The following is a 19,659-nucleotide window of genomic DNA, read 5'->3' on the forward strand; positions in this document are numbered from 1 at the left end:
GCCTAGTTCTGTCAACCAATGCCGTCATAATCAGCCATTCGCACAGTAACTGCGAACGGCAGCTTTCATGAACAGCGGACATCGAAGCAAAATGCAGCGAATGACGGCAGAGAGCCCATTGTGTGAGTTCGGTTTTCTCGCTGCATGCGCTCGCAGCGTGGAAAATGCTGCGTCAGCGTAAAATTCGGTGCTGCCGCGCGGCGGAAAAACCAGCCATTCGTGCAGAGTGCAGCAAGGATCAGAGGTCGAATTCACAGACTGCGGACAAAGTCAACTTTCGCTGCAAATGCGAATCTCAGAGGCTTGTATGGAAAAAGCAGAAGTTCGGCATAACGACGCAATGTATGAACGGCGAGAAATTGCTCAGAACTTCCAGCAACAATTTCAGTTTTTGGATACGTACCCAATGCTACAGTGAGCCAAGGAAAGAGGTGCGAAGTAGTCTCTAATCTATCAATCCAAAATACTGTTCAAACGAGCGATCTTAAATCTACAGCTTCACTTTGACGATTGCTTGGAATTAGAGCAAGTTCGCTGATATGATCGTTTCCGCTCATCTTCAACAACTCATGCCCGAATTTCTGGCATATGCCCGATCGATAACGTCTGCCTCTGATAGTGCGGAAGATCTCGTTCAAGACGCCATAGAGCGTGCCTTGCGCAGCAATAATAAGCCAGACGTTTTGGATCAACTTCGACCATGGATGTTTCGGGTCATCCGTAATCTGCATTACGATGAATTGAGAAAATTACGTGTGCGCCGGGAATATTCTGCCGGTATGGGACGTCTATCTGAGGAAAGCATGCAAACGGGAGATCATGCGCGGGACGTGCTGATCCGCCGTGCATTCGAAAAACTGCCGCCAGACACCCGCGAAGTGCTTTTTCTGGTGGATATTATGGGTTTGAAATACGCTGAAGCGGCAAAGGTGATGGATGTGCCCAACGGCACGGTGATGAGCCGGTTAAGCAGGGCACGACGCGCGCTGTTAGAACTGGTGGAAGGGCCCTCCGAGGACCGCAAGAGTAATGGACGATGACACAGATAACGGAACAAGACTGGGAATTGGTGAGTGCCTTTGCAGATGGTGAATTGCGAGGTGAGGATGCTGCACGCCTTGAACAACGGCTCCGCAACGAATCGGAATTACAGGCGGCACTTGCGTCAATCACCGAGATGTCACAGGCACTGTCTACCTTGAAGCCAGGCCAAAATAATACGTCACAACCCGCAAACTCAAATCGGCGTCCGTATCGCTGGATCGCTGGCGCGGCTGTCGCTGCTTCGATTGCGGTGGCGGTGTTTCTGGCCCCTCAGCAAAGTGTCCAAGACCCGTTGGACATTCACAATGCCTACACGGCCCAGACTTTTCCAGCGCCAACGCTGAATGACCTCCGTTCTGTATCCAACGCTGAGACAGATGGCTTCCCCAGTTTGCGGGATGCGAACATGGTGTTGGTGGTTACAAGTACAGCTGATGCAACAGCTTCAGCTCACTACGTTGGAGAGAATGGATGCCGTTTGACTCTTTTGCGTGGGATTGGCGCTCCCCCGCAGCCCATCCAGACCCTGCAGTCTGCAGAATGGACTGTAGGTGAGCAGTGGTATCAATCTTTGGCAACTGGCATGGATCAAGTGAAATTTGATGCGTTGACCGTATATTTACAGCAATCCACCCAAGACCAACGTAAACCTGCGACTGTGCTTGCACTATTGGGTGCAGTACGTGGCGCAACACCCTGCGCATAATTTTCGCTCCTACTTATCATAGCAGGAGCGATTACCTTGGGCACGCGCAGGACAGTTAATTTAAGGGTCGAGGGAAATTGGGACGATCTTCGTTATAGTGCTTGGCAAGATAGTCGAGGATGATTGTGCGATCGGGTTCGTCTATTTCTGACATGCCCTGTTCTTCGACCATCCATTCAAAGGATTCGTCCCAATGCTCGCGCGTTAATCCTTGTTGGGCGACGATCATCTCGGAGTGACAGGCCGTACATGCATAAAACGTTTCCTCAACACCCGGCGCAACTTTCAAAACCCCGAATTCAGGATCTTCTTCTGGTAGCGTGGCTTCAGCGGCGGCTGGCGTCGCACCAAATTCCATTGGGGTATCGGACAATGTATTCAGATAGGCGATCAAGTTGGCGCGATCATCATCTTTTCTCAGCCCTGCGAACCCCATTTTTGTGCCTTTGACCTCGGCCTTGGGTTTGGCGAGGAAGGCGTCCAATCGCTCGGGTGTCCAATCGCCACCATATTCGGTCAGCGCGGCTGAATACTTAAATCCGTCAACTGTCGCGACAGATGCGCCAACGATATTGTAGAGGTTCGGACCAACCTTGTTTTTGCCATCTGCTGCGGCAACGTGGCAGGCTTTGCATTTGCGAAAAACGCTCTCCCCTTGCGACACATCCGCCGAAGCAAGCGCATCGGTGAGATCAGCAAAGGCGGGAAGGGGTGACAAAATCGTAGCACCAAGGGCCAGCGCGCCCAGGTTCATCTTACGAAACATAGAAATCTCCAGAATTTAATTCGGCGGGCACAACAAAGCGCCCGCCTGATTAGATTAACTCACCCGCAGGCCGACGCGGTGCATGGTGTTGTTGAGATACCCTTTGGGATTCCAATCAATCGCAAACGGCTGCATGTCGCCTTCGCTGTCTGTGGCGCGCGCCCAAACCTCGTAATATCCTGCAATGGGGAAGGTCACGTTTGACCGCCAGTTTTGCCATGCGCCTGAATTGACCGGTGCGTCCATATCGGCATCCTGCCAAGTCGCGCCAAAGTCGATGGAAATTTCGAGCTTATCGACGGTCCTGTCACCTGACCATGCATGGCCACGTACTTCAGTCTCCATTCCGGATGCAGCACCGTTGGCGGGGAATGTAACCAGCGACTTCACAGGCATCCGCTCAATGATAACGAAGTCTTTTTTGTCCACGTCCTCACCTGGCTCGACCGGACGATTGGGCACACGGTAGGCGGTGCCGGTCATTTTCGGTCCATCGTGAACGATGTCGCGCAGCTGGATGCGTGTCAGCCATTTCTGCGCTGTAGACGCAGGCCAGCCCGGTACAACAAGACGCAAGGGTGCGCCGTTCAACGGGTGGAGTGCATCGCCGTTCATCTCGAACGCAATCAAGATGTTGTCAGTCATCGCCTTATCGATAGGCATCCCGCGAGAAATAGGCAGTTTGTCAGGATTGCCTGATAAATGCGCGTCTGCACCGTAATGCGCAGTATAGATCGCGCCTGCCTGCACGCCAGCCTTCTCCAGCACATCTTTCAGACGCACACCTGTCCATTCAGAGCAAGCAACTGCACCATAGGTCCACTGGTTGCCTTTGGCAGGCGGATTGAAATATCCCCGACCATTGCCTCCACATTCGAGCGTCAAAGCCATTGTTACGACTTCAAATTGATCACGCAGATCGGCGATGGTCAGTTCCATCGGTGCGTCAACAAAACCGTCGATGGTCAGCGTCCAAGTCGCTGGATCGACGTCTTCGGGTGGAATGCCATTGTTGCGCACAAAGTGCCGCGCGGTTGGCGTTATTGCATCGTCGAGAAATTCAGGGGGTGTTTCGGCATTGATCGGTCGATCGTTTAGCAATGTCAGACCATCCTTACCCATCAAAATGTCGTCCTGTGCGAAGGCAGCAGGGACAAACCCGATGGGCATCTTATCTGAAAACGGGATTGATGTCCCAACCATAGCCGCCATCGTGGCATAGCCGGTGCGTTTCAGAAATCCGCGACGGTCAGGATTGGCGACGCGGCCAAAAAATTCCTTGTCCGCTTTTTCAGGGTCTTTCGAAAAAAATCCGTGGACCGTTTTGTTTTTGTCATCATCGAGTGCCATATGTTCCTCCCTGGCAGTGCCTCGGTATGCAATCGCGCACCCAAGGTCTTTCGATATTGACGTACGGGCCGCGGGTTTTATTCCCGCAGCCCTACACCTTTTCTTAAAAAACGCTTCTTAACGAACCCATCCCTCTGTTTTCATGAGACTTTGGGCCTCGTCTGTTATCAGGAAATCAAGGAACATTTGCGCTTCAGGGTCGGCATCGGGTGCGACGGCCACATTCACATCGCGCCAAATCTGGCGGTCATCGTCGATTTGTACCATGTCCAGTACGTCCGGATGTGTGATTGGCCAATTTGGCCAAGTAATCCAGGCATCAGCATCCATATCTTTGAATGCTTTAAAACTGGCACCGGACCCGAGGGCATAGCTCACAATGTTTTTCCGAAACGCGCGCACATCTTCAAGGTTGCCTGTACGGCCAGCCACGTCTTCCCATGTGCCGGTGCCGGAGGTATTGTAGACACCAGAGCCTTCAGTCACCACAATCTTTATTCCGTCTTTCAGCAAGTCATCGAAACCGTCGATACCTTTAGGATTGCCTGCCTTCACAGCGATCACTGTCGGACGAATATAGATCGGATCAACCTGATCGGACGAAAATGTCAGGTACGTCTGCAAAAACGCTGTCATCGACTGTTCAGATGTGCCCCAAAGAATGTCAGCATCCGCCTGAGCCGCTGCGGACCATTTGGATTCTGGGCCTGCAATAATTTCAACTTTGTTGCTAGTCTGCGTCTCCCAAACTTCGGCGACTTTCTTAAATGCAGTATGTGGACCCCCAGCACCATAGAGCTTAACGATGCCGTCCTTTGGCATGTGTTTGATAGCTGAATCATAAAATTGCGTATCTTGGGCCAGCACAGGGCTGGCAATCAATACAGTTGTTGCAAGAATGGCTGTGGTTCGCATTTTGTGTTCCTTCCGAAAGGTTGAGGCAGCACTCGTTGGTGTCACTCCAACATTAACGTGCGAGCGCCCCGAATTCTTCCAAAAGAAATGTCAACTGTACGAAAAAGCGTAATTCCAGCTGGTGTTCCGACGCCGCTTCCATAGCCAAAGCGAGGGAAATTGGTAGTGTCTTGAGTGGTTGCGTAAAGAAGTAATAAGCAGAATTCGGCACTGCTTTTTCAACGGTATGGGTTCGAAGCCGCCCTTTGCTTTCGCAGAAACACTTGATGGCGAGCCAGCGGCGAAGCCGACATTAGTTTTTAGGTTATGATACGTCGTCAGCGCTGTGTTGATGTTTGGGTAGGAGGGTTGGATGGAGGGCAAATCATGCCAAGAGTTCAACTTCCCGCTGTCACCCCAAAACGAAGAGCCTGGAATAAGGGTCGCCTCGTCGGGCAAAAGCGCCCGCTTCTGCCAAAACAGGTCTGGGCCATCCGCGCTCGCCTCGAACTAGCGGGTAATCTCCGCGATCTCGCATTGTTCAACGTCGCAATAGATAGCAAGTTACGCGGTTGCGACTTGGTGTCACTGAAGGTCATTGACCTTCTCAGGGACGACAGAATTCGTGAACGCGTGTCCGTCGTTCAAAGTAAAACGAACAAGCCTGTGCAGTTTGAACTGGCTGAAAACACGCGAGAAACTGTGACCAACTGGATTAAGTTTCCGGAAATGATCGGGCGTCAGTTCTTATTTCCGAGCCGATTTCATGATCGGCCGCACATATCAACGCGCCAGTATGGGCGCTTGGTTCGGGATTGGGTTGTCTCGATTGGTTTGGAACCTAGTGGCTACGGCACCCACTCTATGCGCCGAACGAAGGTGGCGGAAATCTATCGCAAGACAGGCAACCTGCGTGCTGTTCAGCTACTGCTTGGCCACACAAAAATTGATAGCACAGTCAGATATCTGGGGGTCGAGCTCGAAGACGCGCTGAGCATAGCAGAAAGGATTGATATCTGAGAATTCTGACGAACGGTTGGAGCCGTTCGTCATTTCGAAGCGGCCTTGATCGTTTGATACTTCCTACGGCAGCGCTGAGCCCACTTTACCTTATGCCGCACTGCGCACGAATGTCCGGTTTTCAAGACGTGGCCCAAAACGTGACAAAATCAAACAGGGTTTTGCTAAGGGTTTGTGTCACAAGATTTTCCAATGATTTCGGTGAACCAAGGGTAAGTGACAAAAACGACCGTTTTTGGCTTCGACACTATCATTGTCCCACTGGCTGACATCAGAAGTCAGACTCCAGTCATACACTAAACGCATGCGCTAGGGCGCTGCGTGTGCAGGAAGCTTGCGTGCGGCAAAAAACAGCGGCATGATGCATCAATTATTATTCTATTTGGAAACTATCGGCCTATTCGCTTAGGTATTTACAGATTCTGATTGAGGACTTGGGCGACCACTTCAACACAGTGCGTCCACACTGTTCCATCAGTTGCTACCATCAGCTTCTGCGGCGATCTTGCCTCGTTCGATCTCTGCGCCCGGCACAGCACTCCGACGAGCCAGTACCGGCTCTTCACACCCGCCACAGATTTAACTCTGACATTTGGCGACCTAAATGGAGATTAGTTCAGTGAATGATAACCAAATTTCGGGAAAAATTCTGCAGAAGTCCGACCATCAAGGGATCGAAAATCTGCTTGTCGTTGTTTACGAATTTGACAGGGATACAAATGCGAGTTTTCTGAGTTGGATTACGGGTTTAAATCCAACCGCTGTATCCGATCTACTTCCGTCAGATGCGGTACATAATCTACCCCCACCAGACCCATCGCTTACCCAGCCCGATAGAATTGGAAGTGTCCTAACCGATAAAAGTGGTTACTTCGAACTTCACTACGAAGATGAATTGGTCAAAGAAGCTGATGGTACTCGCCCAGACCTTTTGCTGCTTGTTCTTGGACCAGACTTCTCCGAAAATTCGAACAGCGCACCATTCGGGATCGATTTCTCTAGCCGCCTTCTTCATATCTCGGACCTCAAAGTTCGTATGAACGTTGGTCGGACTGAGGGCTACATAATTCTACTGGATGAGGAACTGCTAGCTGCAAAGGGGATGATCGTCAAACCGGATAAAGTAGTGCCGGATAAGAAGGAAATCAGCGCAAAGTTAGCACGCCAAACAAGGGATCGTTTTGATCTTCGAGCCGCAATAGATGTTCAGCAGAGAGAATTATACGCTGAATTTAAAGATGAAAATAGTGACCTCGAAAAGGCTGTAGCCCACACCAAAACCGCAGTGCTTAAGACACTTGCGTTGCAAAAGGGTGGCGGCAATAGTGAAAATTATTTTTGGGGTGACGAGCCGCCGATGCAAATCACCCAGGGTTTGACGGTGATGCCTGACTGGTTTGTCGCAAAGGATGCGATTTCTCTGCATCTAAGCGATTGGGACATAGATGAACTGGATGTAGATGTAGATGTGGATTTTGCCAGAGGCCCTTCATTATGTAAATTGATGCGGCATTTTGGCTACGGAAGCGGTTTAGAGAAGAACAAAGACCTACTAACTGAAATCAGAACGAAGAAGGCTCTTAATGAAATTTTGGCCAGCGCTTCCAAGCCGGTTGTGACTTCGGAGGACGGTGGCGAAATTTTGAACGACACCAGCCTCCCGGAACAGCTTCGCTCTGATATTCTCGGAAAAATAGCCAGTCAAGTTTCTAGTATCCCTTCAGTACAAAAGAGTGATTTGGAGCTGTCTTCTCAAGCCAGTTCAACCAACGACTTAAATCGCACAAAGGAGATCGTCAGTAGTCTGGAACACTCAGGGGGGCCAGACAACGTAGCGACTTGGTACGACTACAATGTTCTTAATCTTGCGTTTGAATCCGTTTGGACCTCCACTTTTGACAAAAACTTTGAAGAAACTGCTTCCCAGTTGTTTCGTGAAACAGTAAAAGTAATGCCTGATGATCCGTTTGGGCGAATTCAAATGGAATCTATTCACGCACACAATGAACTTGTCAAAGTCTTGAACGGCATCGCTGGTGATCCTGAAGCCGACAACGCAATCAGAGCTGTGCCGGTTCTTCCGAGGGAAGTCCTGGAATACCTTCCACGGATGGATCCATACACCTGGAGTTCATTTTCAGACTCGAAGCAAGTAGAAATCGTAAATATTTTCAGAGACTATGAGAGGCAGCGTGACGATCCATCCATCCCGAACCAAGACAAACTTCGGATGGACGACGCCGTTGAACAAGCAGAGAATGCAGTTCGCCAATTGTGGTCTCCCGACAGCGCTGGTGGCGCCCTTACGTATGTCGTCCCATCGAAACCTCAGAATAATTTGGCGCGACTTGCGTTGCAAATGCAGAGTCAACTGAACGAACCGTATGTGTTCAATTACTTTGTTCCCGGCTCTGTCAACTTCGGCCTAATGGAGACAACGCGAACCAACTTTTACTCCATGGGAATGGAGCCAACCCGCTGCGTATCAACATTTCCGCTAGCACCGGGCGAAACTTTCGAATTTAGCTATAAAAGTGAAACCACGCAGTCTTTAAACGAAAAGAGGCTGGAAAAAACGCTGCGCGAAACAAATTTTGAAAACCAGAAGACGACGAAATCTGAAGTAACTGCCATGGCCAAGGTGACGCAAGCGTTGGAACTGCAAGCTGGCGGCGACGGCGGGCTCAATTTTGGCATCGTTAACATTAATGCCCAAGCATCTGCCAAAAATAATTCCGCTCAAGAACGTCAAAAAACGAACAAAAGAATCCTGGAAGGAGTGAGCAAGGTAGAAAAAAAATTACACAACGAAACTCACATTTCATTCGATACAACTTCTAATTTCGAAGAAGAAGTCTCGACGAAACGGACGATCAGCAACCCGAACAATGAACTTACTGTCACGTACATTCTGTATGAGCTTGAACGCCGGTACAGAGTTTCAACCAACATGCAGCGCGCCGAACCAGTGATCGCTGTCGCTTTGGATATGCCAGCGCCCCACGAGATCAACGAAATTTTTATTATGCGCTATAGCTCAATATTCAGGGATGTTCTGTTAAGCAGCGATTTTGAGGGGGCACTCGATTTTGTCGAGGACGGTTTGTCCGCTGATTTAGCTCGTATCGAAATTGCGAAAGCGACCCACGAAAAGCAATCCAGACTCTACGATACATCAGAGGCTTCCGCCCTTGAATTGGCGCAGATGGTGAAGTCTCATAGAGAGCGGGTGACAAGCTACAGCAACCATGCGATTGACGCCGAGGAACGGGAAGACACCGCTGGTGATATATTTGGCGCAATCATGTCCGGCGGTCTCACTGAACTTTTTGGAGACGACAATGATGGGAAATCACCAGAATACTATCAGGCGAAAGCGGATAACGCCGAGAAGGCCCTAAATTACCTGACAAGCGAATACGAAGCTAAAGTGCGTCACATGAGGAGCGCCGAAGACGGTCTCAACCAAGCTTCGAAAGCTCTTTCTGACCTCATGGTTGAAAAGTCGCGTAAAGACATATTGATCGCTCAGTTCATTCTGCATCTCAAAGATAACATCTTTCACTACATGCACGAGATATGGAAACGCGAACATAAGGACAAACGCTTTTTCTCTCTCTACGATATGGAAGTTCCTTTCTTCCCGGCTTCAGACACCAACTATCGGCTGCGCAGGCCACAACCAGGAGACAAATTTCAAGCCCCCATTCCTGGCTTGCGCCGAGACGCAAATCCCTATGTCCTTGAATTTGACGCGCCGACCCCTCCCTCCGATCAGTCCGATGTCCCACGCAGGAAACTAGCTGACATTGCGGATCTGGACAGTCCACTGGGGTTTAGAGGTAACTTTGCAATCTTCCCGCTCAGAGAATGCTGCCTGATCACAGATGTCATGTTGCACAGCTATTTTGATGAGTATTTTGGTACCAAGGATCCGGCAACCAATAGATCCTACACTGCCAAAGATCTGATTGCCTATGCAAAGGAAGCCTGGAACTTTAAGTATAGTTCGGCAACCAGCCCCGACGCGGATCCGACGCCGTTTCTTTCCGAGATTGAGAAGCAGGAATTGGCACAGCTCATCGAACGCTTGAGTCTGACCAACCCTGGCGGCGAAATTGAGACGTTGTTTCATACCGGTCAGGTCTATCTTGATGCCCTAGTAGGTGAAAACACACTTCTTGAACCCTTCAAAAGGGCTCATCGTGAACACGACCAAAACAAGGTCCAAGAGGAAGTCCGCAAGGCACGCCTGGAGAACCTTCGCTTCGCCGCACGATTAGCACAAGACCAACCCCTTTTGGACGACCCTGATGTTGATAAACGCACAGAAATTATTGGTAATCCGCAGCAAATTTTAAACGGCGAATAATATGCTCCCTCCCGAGCTTGAAGAACTTGTAACGATATTTCGCTCTGAATTAAGGCAACGGTTGCTTGACTCCAGAATTGGCGGACGAAGATTAAATCGTATGGTCGGAGTACAAATAGCTTCACTTCGATTAGAGCTTGCCGAATTACAAGAATCTTCGATAGAATTATATAGAACAGTTTACGTCATCATTTCTCGCTATCGCGCCAAATCAGTGAGCCAGATCCAATCCGAGTATTCAGCCCAATTTGGCCGACCTGTTATCGACTTCAGCAATCCATTTACGAGGGTTGCTGAGGGAATTGGAGCATATTTTGACGGTGTTTGGCTCGGTATTCTTGATGTTCCAAACCACATAAGAAATAATTTCTCTAGCGTGTGGAATTTACATGCGGCTTCGGCTGGCGCCGCTCTTCTTAGGCCAGACACAGCAGCGTATTTTTGGGCAGGCGTGGGGCGTTCCGTTTTGGAAGCACAAGTCTTAGTCATGATCTACAGGATCGGAAGTTCTGTCGAAGAGATAATAGATCAAGCGCGGAACATATATAACGGGAACAATATGCAAGGCCGCCTACGGAGAATGGGAAGAGGAATTAGCAGCCGTAAAATTCAACAGCTTGTACGACTATTGAACATGCAAGACACGCATGACCGTGCGTTCGAAATGGGAAAATTTCTAGGTCCATTACTAATTGAAATAGCAATCTCTATTGCGACTGGTGGCGCAAGTGCTGCACTTTCTGCTGGTCGCAGAGCACTAGCTGCCCCTGTGGAGTTCGCTACTGGAATAGCGCGGCGGTCAGGAAGACGAGTTATTTCGGACACCGCGTCTCAACCAAATAGACAATTATTACTCGACAACACAACACCCGTCTTACCCAGGATCAGCGATCAAGCCGTGAGAGGTCAAAATTTGCCCGATAATCACAATCTGGCTGGACCAGCAAGTGATGTGCCAGAGTCCGCTCGCCACGCTAACTTTAGCAACGCTAACTCTAACGGTAGACACATTGAGGGAAATAGAGGATTGGAACCTGCGATTTCGGACAGTGATCGTGTTGGAGGAATGCAAATTACACCTGAAATCACAACCGTTCCTCTAAGTAGTAGCGCTCTAAGGTCAGTTTTTTCATCCGCTCGACGTGCGTTCAATCGCCTTCGGCCCCAATTTCAGCGAGCGCTTGGAATTGCTCGCGGTCGAGGTGGACAAGTCCATCATGCGATTGAATTACAGGTCATCACACGGTATCCGAATGTGTTTCCAGTAGATGAGTTAAACCATATTTCAAATATGAGGGGTATCCCACCGGAGCGCCTCTCCTTTGATTCAACAACAATGCACAATAGAAGAGGGCGTAGGGCTCTTCACAACTCAGCAATCAGAGAGTTTTGGGACAATCAATATCGACTTCTTGATCAGACTATTGAGATAAGGCATCTTGATCCCAATGATACGTTTAGAAAATTTGGTCCAGACTACAACGATCTCGTACGAAGGCGAATATACGAAGCGGTGAGGGAACATGATTGGAGATTTGGTGCGTTTTTTTCTGAAAGCCGTCGTCAGAGAGATTGGACTCCTAACTTTGAAACCAATGATTTGCGAACGTTGGACAGCAACATCGAACTTGATTTGCCACCAACTTTAAGGTGACCGGAGGCTGTCGCGCTCGATGATCCGCTCCAGCGCCTCCACATGCATCGCCTTCATACCTGTCGCACGCGGCTCCTCGATATCAACCTTCACCGTAGAGCACACCTTTTGGCCAATGCATCAGAGCATCAAACAGAACGTAAAGTGCAGGATTGATATCTGGCTTAGATGACTGCACGCGCCCAATCGTTTCCTCAATGCAGACATTGGCGCAACCGCGGCGAATTGGCGCTTCGTCCGCATAGCCGACAAAGCTAACCGACCTCCCCTAAACCCCCGCCGCCACAATCGCATCCGCAAGGATCGGCACCGACTGCGCATTGAGCCCCGCGATGTTCAGGCGACTGTCGGAGACCATGTAAATGCCGTGGCTTTGGCGCATCTGCTCGACCTGCGCCTCGGTTGCACCAAGGCGGGAGAACATGCCGCGATGCTGGGCGATGAAGTCGAAACGGTCGGAGTTGGTGCGTTGGCGCAAGGCGTCCGCGAGTGATTGGCGCAGGGTGAGCATGCCGGTGCGGATGCCCTCCAGCTCGGTCAGCCAGTCGGCGCGTAGGGCCTCGTCGTTCAAGACCATCGTTACCAGCCGCGCGCCGTGATCGGGCGGGAAGGAGTAGTTCTGACGGTTCAGGAATGCCACGGTGCCTTGGTTCAGCGGCGTCTTGGACGGGTCTTGGGAAACCGCCATCAACAGGCCCGCGCGCTCGCGGTAGACGCCGAAGTTTTTGGAGCAACTGGCGGCGATGAGCATTTCCGGCTGCGTCTTCGCCAAGTGGCGTGGGCCGAAAGCGTCGGCGTCTAGCCCGTCGCCGAAGCCCTGGTAGGCGATGTCGACGAAGGGGATCAGCTGCTTGGCCTTGAGGAAATCCGCGACCTCCTGCCACTGGCTGGCGGTCAGGTTCGCGCCGGTCGGGTTGTGGCAGCAGCCGTGCAGCAGGACGACATCGCCGGGCTTGGCGGTGTCCAGATCAGTGAGCATGCCGCCAAAGTCCACGCCGCGGGTTTCCGCGTCGAAGTAGCGGTATTCGGCCATCGGCATGCCGAGATATTTGATGATGGACGGGTGGTTGGGCCATGTGGGCGCGGACAGCCAGATGCGGGCGTCGGGGGCGGCCATGCGGATCAGCTCCAGCCCCTGCCGGATCGCACCCGTTCCACCGGGGGTGGCGGCGGCTGCGACCTGATCCTTGGAGACGGTATCGTTCAGGATCAAACTGCGCAGCGCCTCGTGATAGCCCGCATCACCCGCGAGGCCGGTGTAGCTTTTGGTGTCCTCGACCTGCCAGAGCTTCTGTTCGGCGGCTTTGACGGCGCGCATGATCGGGGTCTGGCCTTCGGCGTTCTTGTAGACGCCGACGCCGAGGTCGACCTTGTCCTCGCGCGGGTCGTCGCGGAAGGCGGCCATCAGGGACAGGATTTTGTCAGCGGGTTGGGCTTTGAGGGCTTCGAACATTATCCTTCCTCCACGGCAAGCTGGTCGAACTGGCCCCATTCGGCCCATGAGCCGTCATAGAGCGAGTGGTTGCGGTTGCCGATACGCTCCAGCGCGAGGCTGAGGATCGCGGCAGTCACGCCGGAGCCGCAGGTGGTGATGACCGGCTTGGACGGGTCAACCTTGGCGTTGTGGAAGATTTCGCGCAGGTCGGAGACGGATTTCATCGTGCCATCTGAATTGAGAAGCGACGTGTAAGGCATGTTCTGCGAGCTGGGTATGTGACCCGAGCGCAGCCCCTCGCGGGGTTCGGCTTCCTCACCCTTGAAGCGCGGCGCGCTTCTTGCGTCTAGAATGGTGTGATCGCCAAGTTTGGAGGCGGCGGCGACCTGCGTGACGTCGCGGACCATATGCGCCTGTCGGTGAATTGTGATGTGGCGGTCTTTGAGGACGGGGGGCAGGTCTTCGGTCGGACGGCCTTCGGCCAGCCATTTGGGGTAGCCGCCGTCCAGCACGGCGACGTCGGTCTTGCCCATCAGCCGGTAGAGCCACCAGACGCGCGCGGCGGAGAACAGGCCCGCGCCGTCATAGACCACGATCTGGTGCCCGTCGCCGACGCCAAGCGCGCGGGAGCGGGACATGAATTTTTCCACCGGAGGGGCCATGTGGGGCAGGGACGATCGCGTGTCGCTGATTTCGTCGATGTCAAAGAACCGCGCGTTCGGGATATGGCCGCGATCGTATTCAGTGCGACCGTCGCGGTTCATATCGGGCATGTACCAAGAGGCGTCGATGATCCTCAGGTCGGGATCATTGAGGTGATCCTCCAGCCATTTGGTGGAAACGAGAGTTTTGGGATCGTCAGTCATTGGGAAGCCTCCAGACGGGATTGCCTTTTGGTAGACCTGTGGCGGTTTGGAGGCAAGTGGGGGGGCGCATCATGGCGTCAAAACGGAAAAGCTTTGCGCGTTGGGTGGGGAGGTTGAGAACTCGACTTCTGGATGTGTGAAAGGTCCGCTGTGCGGGACAAAGTTGCCTTTGGCAAGCGCGGCTATTGCTGACGCAGCATTTGTTCGCAGACGCGGCACCTTTGTTGTCGCAACGCAGCGTGTGTCGCCATTCCAGCCGTTCAAGAGCGTTGTTTTGGGTGCAACAGAGACCCTGTTTTCGCCTCACACAGTCCTAACAAACAGGTCGCGGGACAGAGAGCCGCCCTTTGCTCAAACGGCTATTTCTATTAAACATTGGTGTCACCTCCGAGGAGTGACCTTCATCGGGTTTCAACAGCGCCTGTATCTATTCTGGCAAACCAGCAACGCGCAATGCAGTCTCCAGATTAGAAAGGGCAGCAGGATCCTGAATGATGAAAAGGCTCATGATCGAGGAAATCGACGCTTCAAATCCCAATAATTCGTATTCGTCCGCCGCCCATTCTGCATCCTCAATCTGCCCCATCGCCCCGTAGTTGGCGATCTGAAACCTCAGACAATACGGCGCAGTTGGCATTTGGGTCAGGCATTGTTCAAGGGCGATGGCTGCATCCTCATAGCGTTTTGCATGGAACAGGGCATGACCAAGTGAGAGATAGTACCAGAAGGGCGGGCTTGGATGCGATGCGATTGCTTGCTCAAGTATCGTGATCGCCAAATCCACCTCACCCTGGAGGTTCTTCACGGCACCAAAATAGGCCCGCGCGTCTTCATTTGCCGGTTGCAGGGAAATGGCGCGTTCAAGATGGTGTTCCGCCATCTCATAGTCTTTTTCCCCGATGACCGTGTGGAGACGACCGAGCGCATAGTGCGCCAGCCAAAGATCAGGATTGCGCGCAATGGCTGTGTTTGCAAAATGAAGCGATTTAATTTCATCCGCTTCGTTTAACGTTATCCAACCGTTTTCGAAACGGATCGCAAACAAAGCAGCAAGTTCGGCATAAGCCCGTGCATAGTCCGGGTCCAATTCAATGGCACGGCGAAAATGGCGTTCCGCCAACAAACTATCATCCCGGGTGATCGTTCCACCGGCGTGCTTTCCGCGCAAGACTTCCTCATAGGCCAGCGGGTTGGACGTTTCCTTCTGGGCAATCCGAGAGCGGTCAGAAGGGTTCAGCTTGTCGAAAATCTCAAGGGTGATGCTTTTGATGATCTCGTCACGTATTTGCAGCAACTGTTCAGGCGTCCCCTCGAAACTCGATGCCCACAGAACCTTGTGTTCGCGGACATCAATCAGTTCGACGACAATTCGGAACTGGAGGTCGGAGGATTTGATCCAACTGTCTACGGCGTATCGCGCGCCCAGTGCCTCCGCCCGATTGGTCGCCAATTCAGTGTCATCGCCAATGGTTGATGACACTGAATTGGGTATGACGCTGAACCCTGACAACTCAGCCAGCTTTCCGTTCAATTCTTCGGCGAATACAGACGCAAAATAACTTTGTTCAGTCGCGCCGTCATCTTCACGGAGTGGGAAGACGGCAATCACCTCGCGAAGCACTGGTGTTGGCACTGTTGTCTTTTGAAATATTAACACCCCGATCAAGGCCACCAGCACCGCAATGATGGCGGCAACCAAAGCGAATTTGCCTTGACGCGTGTTTGTTAAAGGCGTTGCAAATTTGGCAACATTGATCCTGTAGCCCTGTTTAGGGAACGTCTCCAGCACGGCGCGGTTTTCGTCGCCGAGAAATCGGCGAATATCGGCGACACATTGGCTGATACTTTCATCGCTCACAATCAATCCCGACCAGACTGTTTCAGCCAGTTCGGATTTGCTGACGATGCGGCCATGCCTTTCCAGCAGTGTTTTGAGAAATAGCAGGGATTTGGCACGTAAGGCAATCGGCTGGCCCTGATCATCGAATAGCATGCCCCCCTCAAGACGACAGAACGTCTTGCCGAGCATAAACCCGGCCTCATCCAGGATGGGCTTTTCGGTCATCTGACAACTCCGTGTTGCGCGCACAAAATGATAGCAGAAAACGCGTTTTATATCCAACAAAGCTGCACCATCAGCATGGGCAAGACTACAGAATTCATAGGTTTTTCAGGGTAATTTCAACCCGCTTTCAAGACTCCGCCACCCTCTTTGGCCACGTTTTGCATAGGGCTTGGACATAAGCCGCCTCACAACCTAGGAGATTTCCAAATGTTACATTCTTTTCTGGCCACTGGGCCTGATATTTTTCCCTCGGTCAGGCGTTGCGCCTTTGGTGCGTCTCTCGCCGCATTCGTCGCGCTCGCCCCGCAAGCATTCGCGAACAACCTGGGAAAAGTTGATTTCGAAACCAGTTGCACCGTTGAAGCGGACGAAGCGTTTGATCAAGGACTGACCCTCCTTCATCATATGATGTACTTTCAGGCTGAAGGTGTCTTTGCAGGCGCGGCAGAAAGGTCGCCCGAATGCGCGATGCTGCATTGGGGTGTCGCGATGAGCAAGTTTCACCCTCTGTGGCCCGGCCGACCAAGCCCAGAGAAAATTGCAGCCGGTCAGGCCGCCGTTGAACGCATGAAAGTCGCTGAGCCGGGATCTGATATCGAGCAGGCATTCACCGAGGCTGCCGAGGCCTATTACGAAGGGGCTAATACGCCCTATCCCGAACGGATCGCTAGCTGGGCGGCCGCACAGATCAAGGCATTTGAGGAGTTTCCGGAAAACGATGATGTCACTGCGTTTCACGCGCTGGCCTTGCTTGCAACCGCACCAAGGGGCGACAAGACAATGGCAAACCAGCGCAAGGCAGGGGCGTTGATGGAAGACCTAGACGCCCGAACCGAAATGCATCCGGCGGTCTATCACTATGCCATTCACGCCTATGACAATCCGGTTCTCTATGAAAATGCACTGTCATACGCAAACGACTACGGAAAAATTGCGCCAGACGTTCCACATGCATTGCACATGCCGTCTCATATCTTTGTTAGGGCAGGTCAATGGGATCAGGTCATTGAATGGAATGCAAGGTCTGCCAGGGTTGCCTTGGCAGAGCCGCTGAACGGCGTAATTTCCAACCACTATGCGCATGCGATGGACTATTGGATCTACGCGGTGCTGCAAAAAGGCGACTTTGAACAGGCCGAAAAATTGCTGGGTGAGTTTGTTGGATACACCAATCAACAGGACAATTTTGGCGCAGCCTACGCACTTGCTGCATCACCGGTTCGGGTGGCTCTGGAACAGGAACAATGGGAGCGCCTGGCAGGGATGAGCGGTGAACTACACCCGGCTATTTCCTGGGAGAAGTTTCCGCAGACTGTCGCGATGCGCTGGTTCGCTATCGGGTTGGGAGCTGCGCGCAGCGATAATCTGACCCGCGCCAACGAAGCGCTGCGAGAATTGGCAGATTTGCGGCAAACGCTTGAGGCTGGAAAACAGGGCTATTGGCTCAAACTGGTCGAGGCACAAATTTTGAGCATTGAAGCTTGGGTGGAATTGTCCCGAGGCAATACTGATCTTGCAATAGAACTTCAGACAAAAGCAGCAGACATTGAAGATGCCGTCGGGAAGTCGCCAGTCACCCCCGGCCACGTGTTGCCAGCCAGAGAACTGTTGGGTGATCTCTTTACTCAGGCGGGCAACAGCGACCTTGCGGCTGGGGCATACCGTGACGCACTCAAGGACGCTCCCAATCGGCTCAGAAGTACGCTAGCGTTGAAGTGACACTTGTGGCAATTCAACAGCGCCAACCGCTCACCCCTGTTCGGTTGGCGCGGCTGCGTCATCGGCAAGATTCATGCGAAATCACCGTTTGTCCCGCGATGCGTGTATTCGGCGTCTGAGCTTGTGCCGCGATCAGCACGAATGGCCGCAACGTCTGCTGCAAGTTGGCATCGTTTTTTCGCTTCCGCCGCAATATTTGTGCTGCGAGAACGCGCAGCACAAATATTGAATTCACAAGTCGGGCTCAAAGCGGACCTTTATCCCGAACTCCAGCCCTACCCGTGATCCTTCATCAGCCGTGCCTTGGAGCGTTGCCAGTCGCGTTTGGCTGATGTCTCGCGTTTGTCGTGTAGCTTCTTGCCCTTAGCGATGCCGATTTTGATCTTCGCGCGGCCCTTGTGGTTGAAATAGAGCACCATCGGGACCAGCGTCATGCCCTCGCGCTGGGTGGCTGACCAAAGTTTGGCCAGCTCTTTTTGCTTCACCAGCAGCTTGCGGCGGCGGCGTTCCTCGTGCTGGAAGGTTTTGGCCTGCGCATAGGGCGGGATATAGCTGTTCACCAGCCACAGCTCCCCCTCTTCGACGGCGGCGTAGCTTTCGGCGATCTGGGCTTGGCCCGTGCGGAGCGATTTGACCTCGGAGCCTTCGAGCATGATGCCACATTCGAGATCGTCCTCGATGGCATAGTCAAAGCGGGCGCGGCGGTTTTCCGACACGACCTTATAATTGCGCTCTTCGGCTGATTTGGGTTTCTTTGCCATACTCTTCTCTAGGTAGGGAGGGCGGGTCTTGGGGTCAATCCCAAGTCGGGGTTTGCTCAGACGGTCTCGAAGACCGACCAGTTCATGGCGCGGGACAGTTGCTCCAGCGCGATGGTACCAAGCATGGAGTTGCCGAAGCTGTTGAGCCCCGGCGCCCAGACCGCGATGGAGGCCACCCCCGGCACAATGGCCAGAATGCCGCCGCTGACGCCGCTTTTGCCAGGGAAGCCCACGCGGTAGGCGAACTCGCCCGATCCGTTGTAGTGGCCACAGGTCATCATCAGGGCGTTGATGCTGCGCACATGGCGTTTGGCGATCATATCGTCATCGCGGCTGAGGCCCGCCAGAAAGCGGCCCGCACGGGCGAGTTGCTGGCAGTTCACCTCAATGGCGCATTGGTGGAAATAGGTGCCGAGGGTCAGGTCGCACTCATGCTCCAGATTGTCGGCGGATTTCAGGAAATGCGCCAGCGACCAGTTGCGGTGGCCGGTGATGTTCTCGGACCGCGCCATGTCGTGGTTGATATAGATTTCCTCGTCGCCGATGGCGGCCTTCACGAATTGCACGATCTCGGCCAGCGTCTCTTTCGGGCTGCGTCCGGCGAGCAGCGCGTCGGTCACGACGATCGCACCTGCGTTGACGAACGGGTTGGGCGGCCTGCCGCCTGCGAGTTCCAGATCGACCACCGAGTTGAACGCGTTGCTGGTCGGCTCCCGTCCGACGCGGCCCCAGAGGCCGTTACCGAAGCGGCCGAGCGCCATGGCAAGCGTGAAGGCTTTGGACACGCTTTGCAGGGAGAAATCGGTGGTGGAATCGCCGCAACTGATCTGCTGGCCGTCGGCCAGACACACGGACATCGCGAACTGGCTCGGATCGACTTGCGCCAATTCGGGGATGTAGTTCGCGACGAGGCCCTTGTCGGGGGCCTCGCGCATGTCTTTTTCGATACGTGCTAGGGTGTCTTCCAGCATCTTCGATCCTCTCGGTGGTTCGGATCAGAAAGAACG

14 protein-coding genes are annotated in these 19,659 nt (G+C 52.8%); 6 read left to right on the top strand and 8 right to left on the bottom strand.

What is annotated here, in order from left to right; genetic code table 11:
• Positions 1-539: 539 nt before the first annotated feature.
• Both BDE40_RS13075 and BDE40_RS13080 read left to right on the top strand, forming a co-directional pair.
• The gene (locus BDE40_RS13075) at positions 540-1,040 is read left to right on the top strand and encodes an RNA polymerase sigma factor (protein ID WP_134015205.1); all 501 of its coding nucleotides are present in this window, start codon (positions 540-542) and stop codon (positions 1,038-1,040) included.
• Positions 1,037-1,750 (top strand): anti-sigma factor, encoded by a 714-nt coding sequence (locus BDE40_RS13080; protein WP_134015207.1) that lies wholly within the window; start codon positions 1,037-1,039, stop codon positions 1,748-1,750. The genes BDE40_RS13075 and BDE40_RS13080 overlap by 4 nt, the downstream gene beginning before the upstream one ends.
• A gap of 55 nt (positions 1,751-1,805) precedes the next feature.
• On the opposite strand, the gene BDE40_RS13085 is transcribed toward BDE40_RS13080, so the two are convergent.
• The 3 genes from BDE40_RS13085 to BDE40_RS13095 form a co-directional block, all read right to left on the bottom strand.
• Positions 1,806-2,516: a c-type cytochrome gene (locus BDE40_RS13085; protein ID WP_134015209.1), complete on the bottom strand. Its 711-nt coding sequence runs from the start codon at positions 2,514-2,516 to the stop codon at positions 1,806-1,808.
• Positions 2,517-2,570: 54 nt separating this feature from the next.
• The gene (locus BDE40_RS13090) at positions 2,571-3,866 is read right to left on the bottom strand and encodes a sulfite oxidase (RefSeq protein ID WP_134015211.1); all 1,296 of its coding nucleotides are present in this window, start codon (positions 3,864-3,866) and stop codon (positions 2,571-2,573) included.
• A gap of 117 nt (positions 3,867-3,983) precedes the next feature.
• Positions 3,984-4,781 carry a substrate-binding domain-containing protein gene (locus BDE40_RS13095; protein WP_134015213.1) on the bottom strand — a complete coding sequence of 266 codons (798 nt, stop codon included), beginning with the start codon at positions 4,779-4,781 and terminating at the stop codon, positions 3,984-3,986.
• Positions 4,782-5,147: 366 nt separating this feature from the next.
• Between BDE40_RS13095 and BDE40_RS13100 the strand changes: the two genes are divergently transcribed.
• The 3 genes from BDE40_RS13100 (at position 5,148) to BDE40_RS13110 (ending at position 11,806) form a co-directional block, all read left to right on the top strand.
• Complete coding sequence (locus BDE40_RS13100; RefSeq protein WP_134015215.1) at positions 5,148-5,780, top strand: tyrosine-type recombinase/integrase; 633 nt, start codon at positions 5,148-5,150, stop codon at positions 5,778-5,780.
• 619 nt (positions 5,781-6,399) lie between these two features.
• A complete protein-coding gene (locus BDE40_RS13105) occupies positions 6,400-10,152 on the top strand; it encodes a hypothetical protein (protein ID WP_134015218.1) in 3,753 nt (1,250 codons plus the stop codon).
• A 1-nt stretch (position 10,153) separates the two neighbouring features.
• The gene (locus BDE40_RS13110) at positions 10,154-11,806 is read left to right on the top strand and encodes a hypothetical protein (RefSeq protein WP_134015219.1); all 1,653 of its coding nucleotides are present in this window, start codon (positions 10,154-10,156) and stop codon (positions 11,804-11,806) included.
• 268 nt (positions 11,807-12,074) lie between these two features.
• Here the strand turns inward: BDE40_RS13110 and BDE40_RS13115 are convergent, their stop codons facing one another.
• From BDE40_RS13115 to BDE40_RS13125, 3 genes are all read right to left on the bottom strand, one after another.
• On the bottom strand, positions 12,075-13,259 hold the full coding sequence (locus tag BDE40_RS13115) for an amino acid aminotransferase (protein WP_134015221.1): 1,185 nt from the start codon (positions 13,257-13,259) through the stop codon (positions 12,075-12,077).
• Complete coding sequence (sseA, locus tag BDE40_RS13120) at positions 13,259-14,107, bottom strand: 3-mercaptopyruvate sulfurtransferase (RefSeq protein WP_134015222.1); 849 nt, start codon at positions 14,105-14,107, stop codon at positions 13,259-13,261. Before sseA ends, BDE40_RS13115 begins: the two co-directional genes overlap by 1 nt.
• Before the next feature lie 427 nt (positions 14,108-14,534).
• Positions 14,535-16,172, bottom strand: coding sequence for a winged helix-turn-helix domain-containing protein (locus BDE40_RS13125; RefSeq protein ID WP_134015223.1), 1,638 nt, complete (start codon positions 16,170-16,172; stop codon positions 14,535-14,537).
• Positions 16,173-16,379: 207 nt separating this feature from the next.
• On the opposite strand from BDE40_RS13125, the gene BDE40_RS13130 reads away from it, so the two are divergent.
• Positions 16,380-17,891, top strand: a complete 1,512-nt coding sequence (locus BDE40_RS13130; protein WP_134015225.1) for a tetratricopeptide repeat protein — start codon at positions 16,380-16,382, stop codon at positions 17,889-17,891.
• A 275-nt stretch (positions 17,892-18,166) separates the two neighbouring features.
• Here the strand turns inward: BDE40_RS13130 and smpB are convergent, their stop codons facing one another.
• Positions 18,167-18,652, bottom strand: coding sequence for an SsrA-binding protein SmpB (smpB, locus tag BDE40_RS13135; protein ID WP_134015226.1), 486 nt, complete (start codon positions 18,650-18,652; stop codon positions 18,167-18,169).
• 56 nt (positions 18,653-18,708) lie between these two features.
• Positions 18,709-19,623: a glutaminase gene (locus BDE40_RS13140; protein ID WP_134015228.1), complete on the bottom strand. Its 915-nt coding sequence runs from the start codon at positions 19,621-19,623 to the stop codon at positions 18,709-18,711.
• Between the last annotated feature and the right edge of the window lie 36 nt (positions 19,624-19,659).

The sequence above is a fragment of the Litoreibacter halocynthiae genome, assembly GCF_004365635.1.
Taxonomy (GTDB): domain Bacteria; phylum Pseudomonadota; class Alphaproteobacteria; order Rhodobacterales; family Rhodobacteraceae; genus Litoreibacter; species Litoreibacter halocynthiae.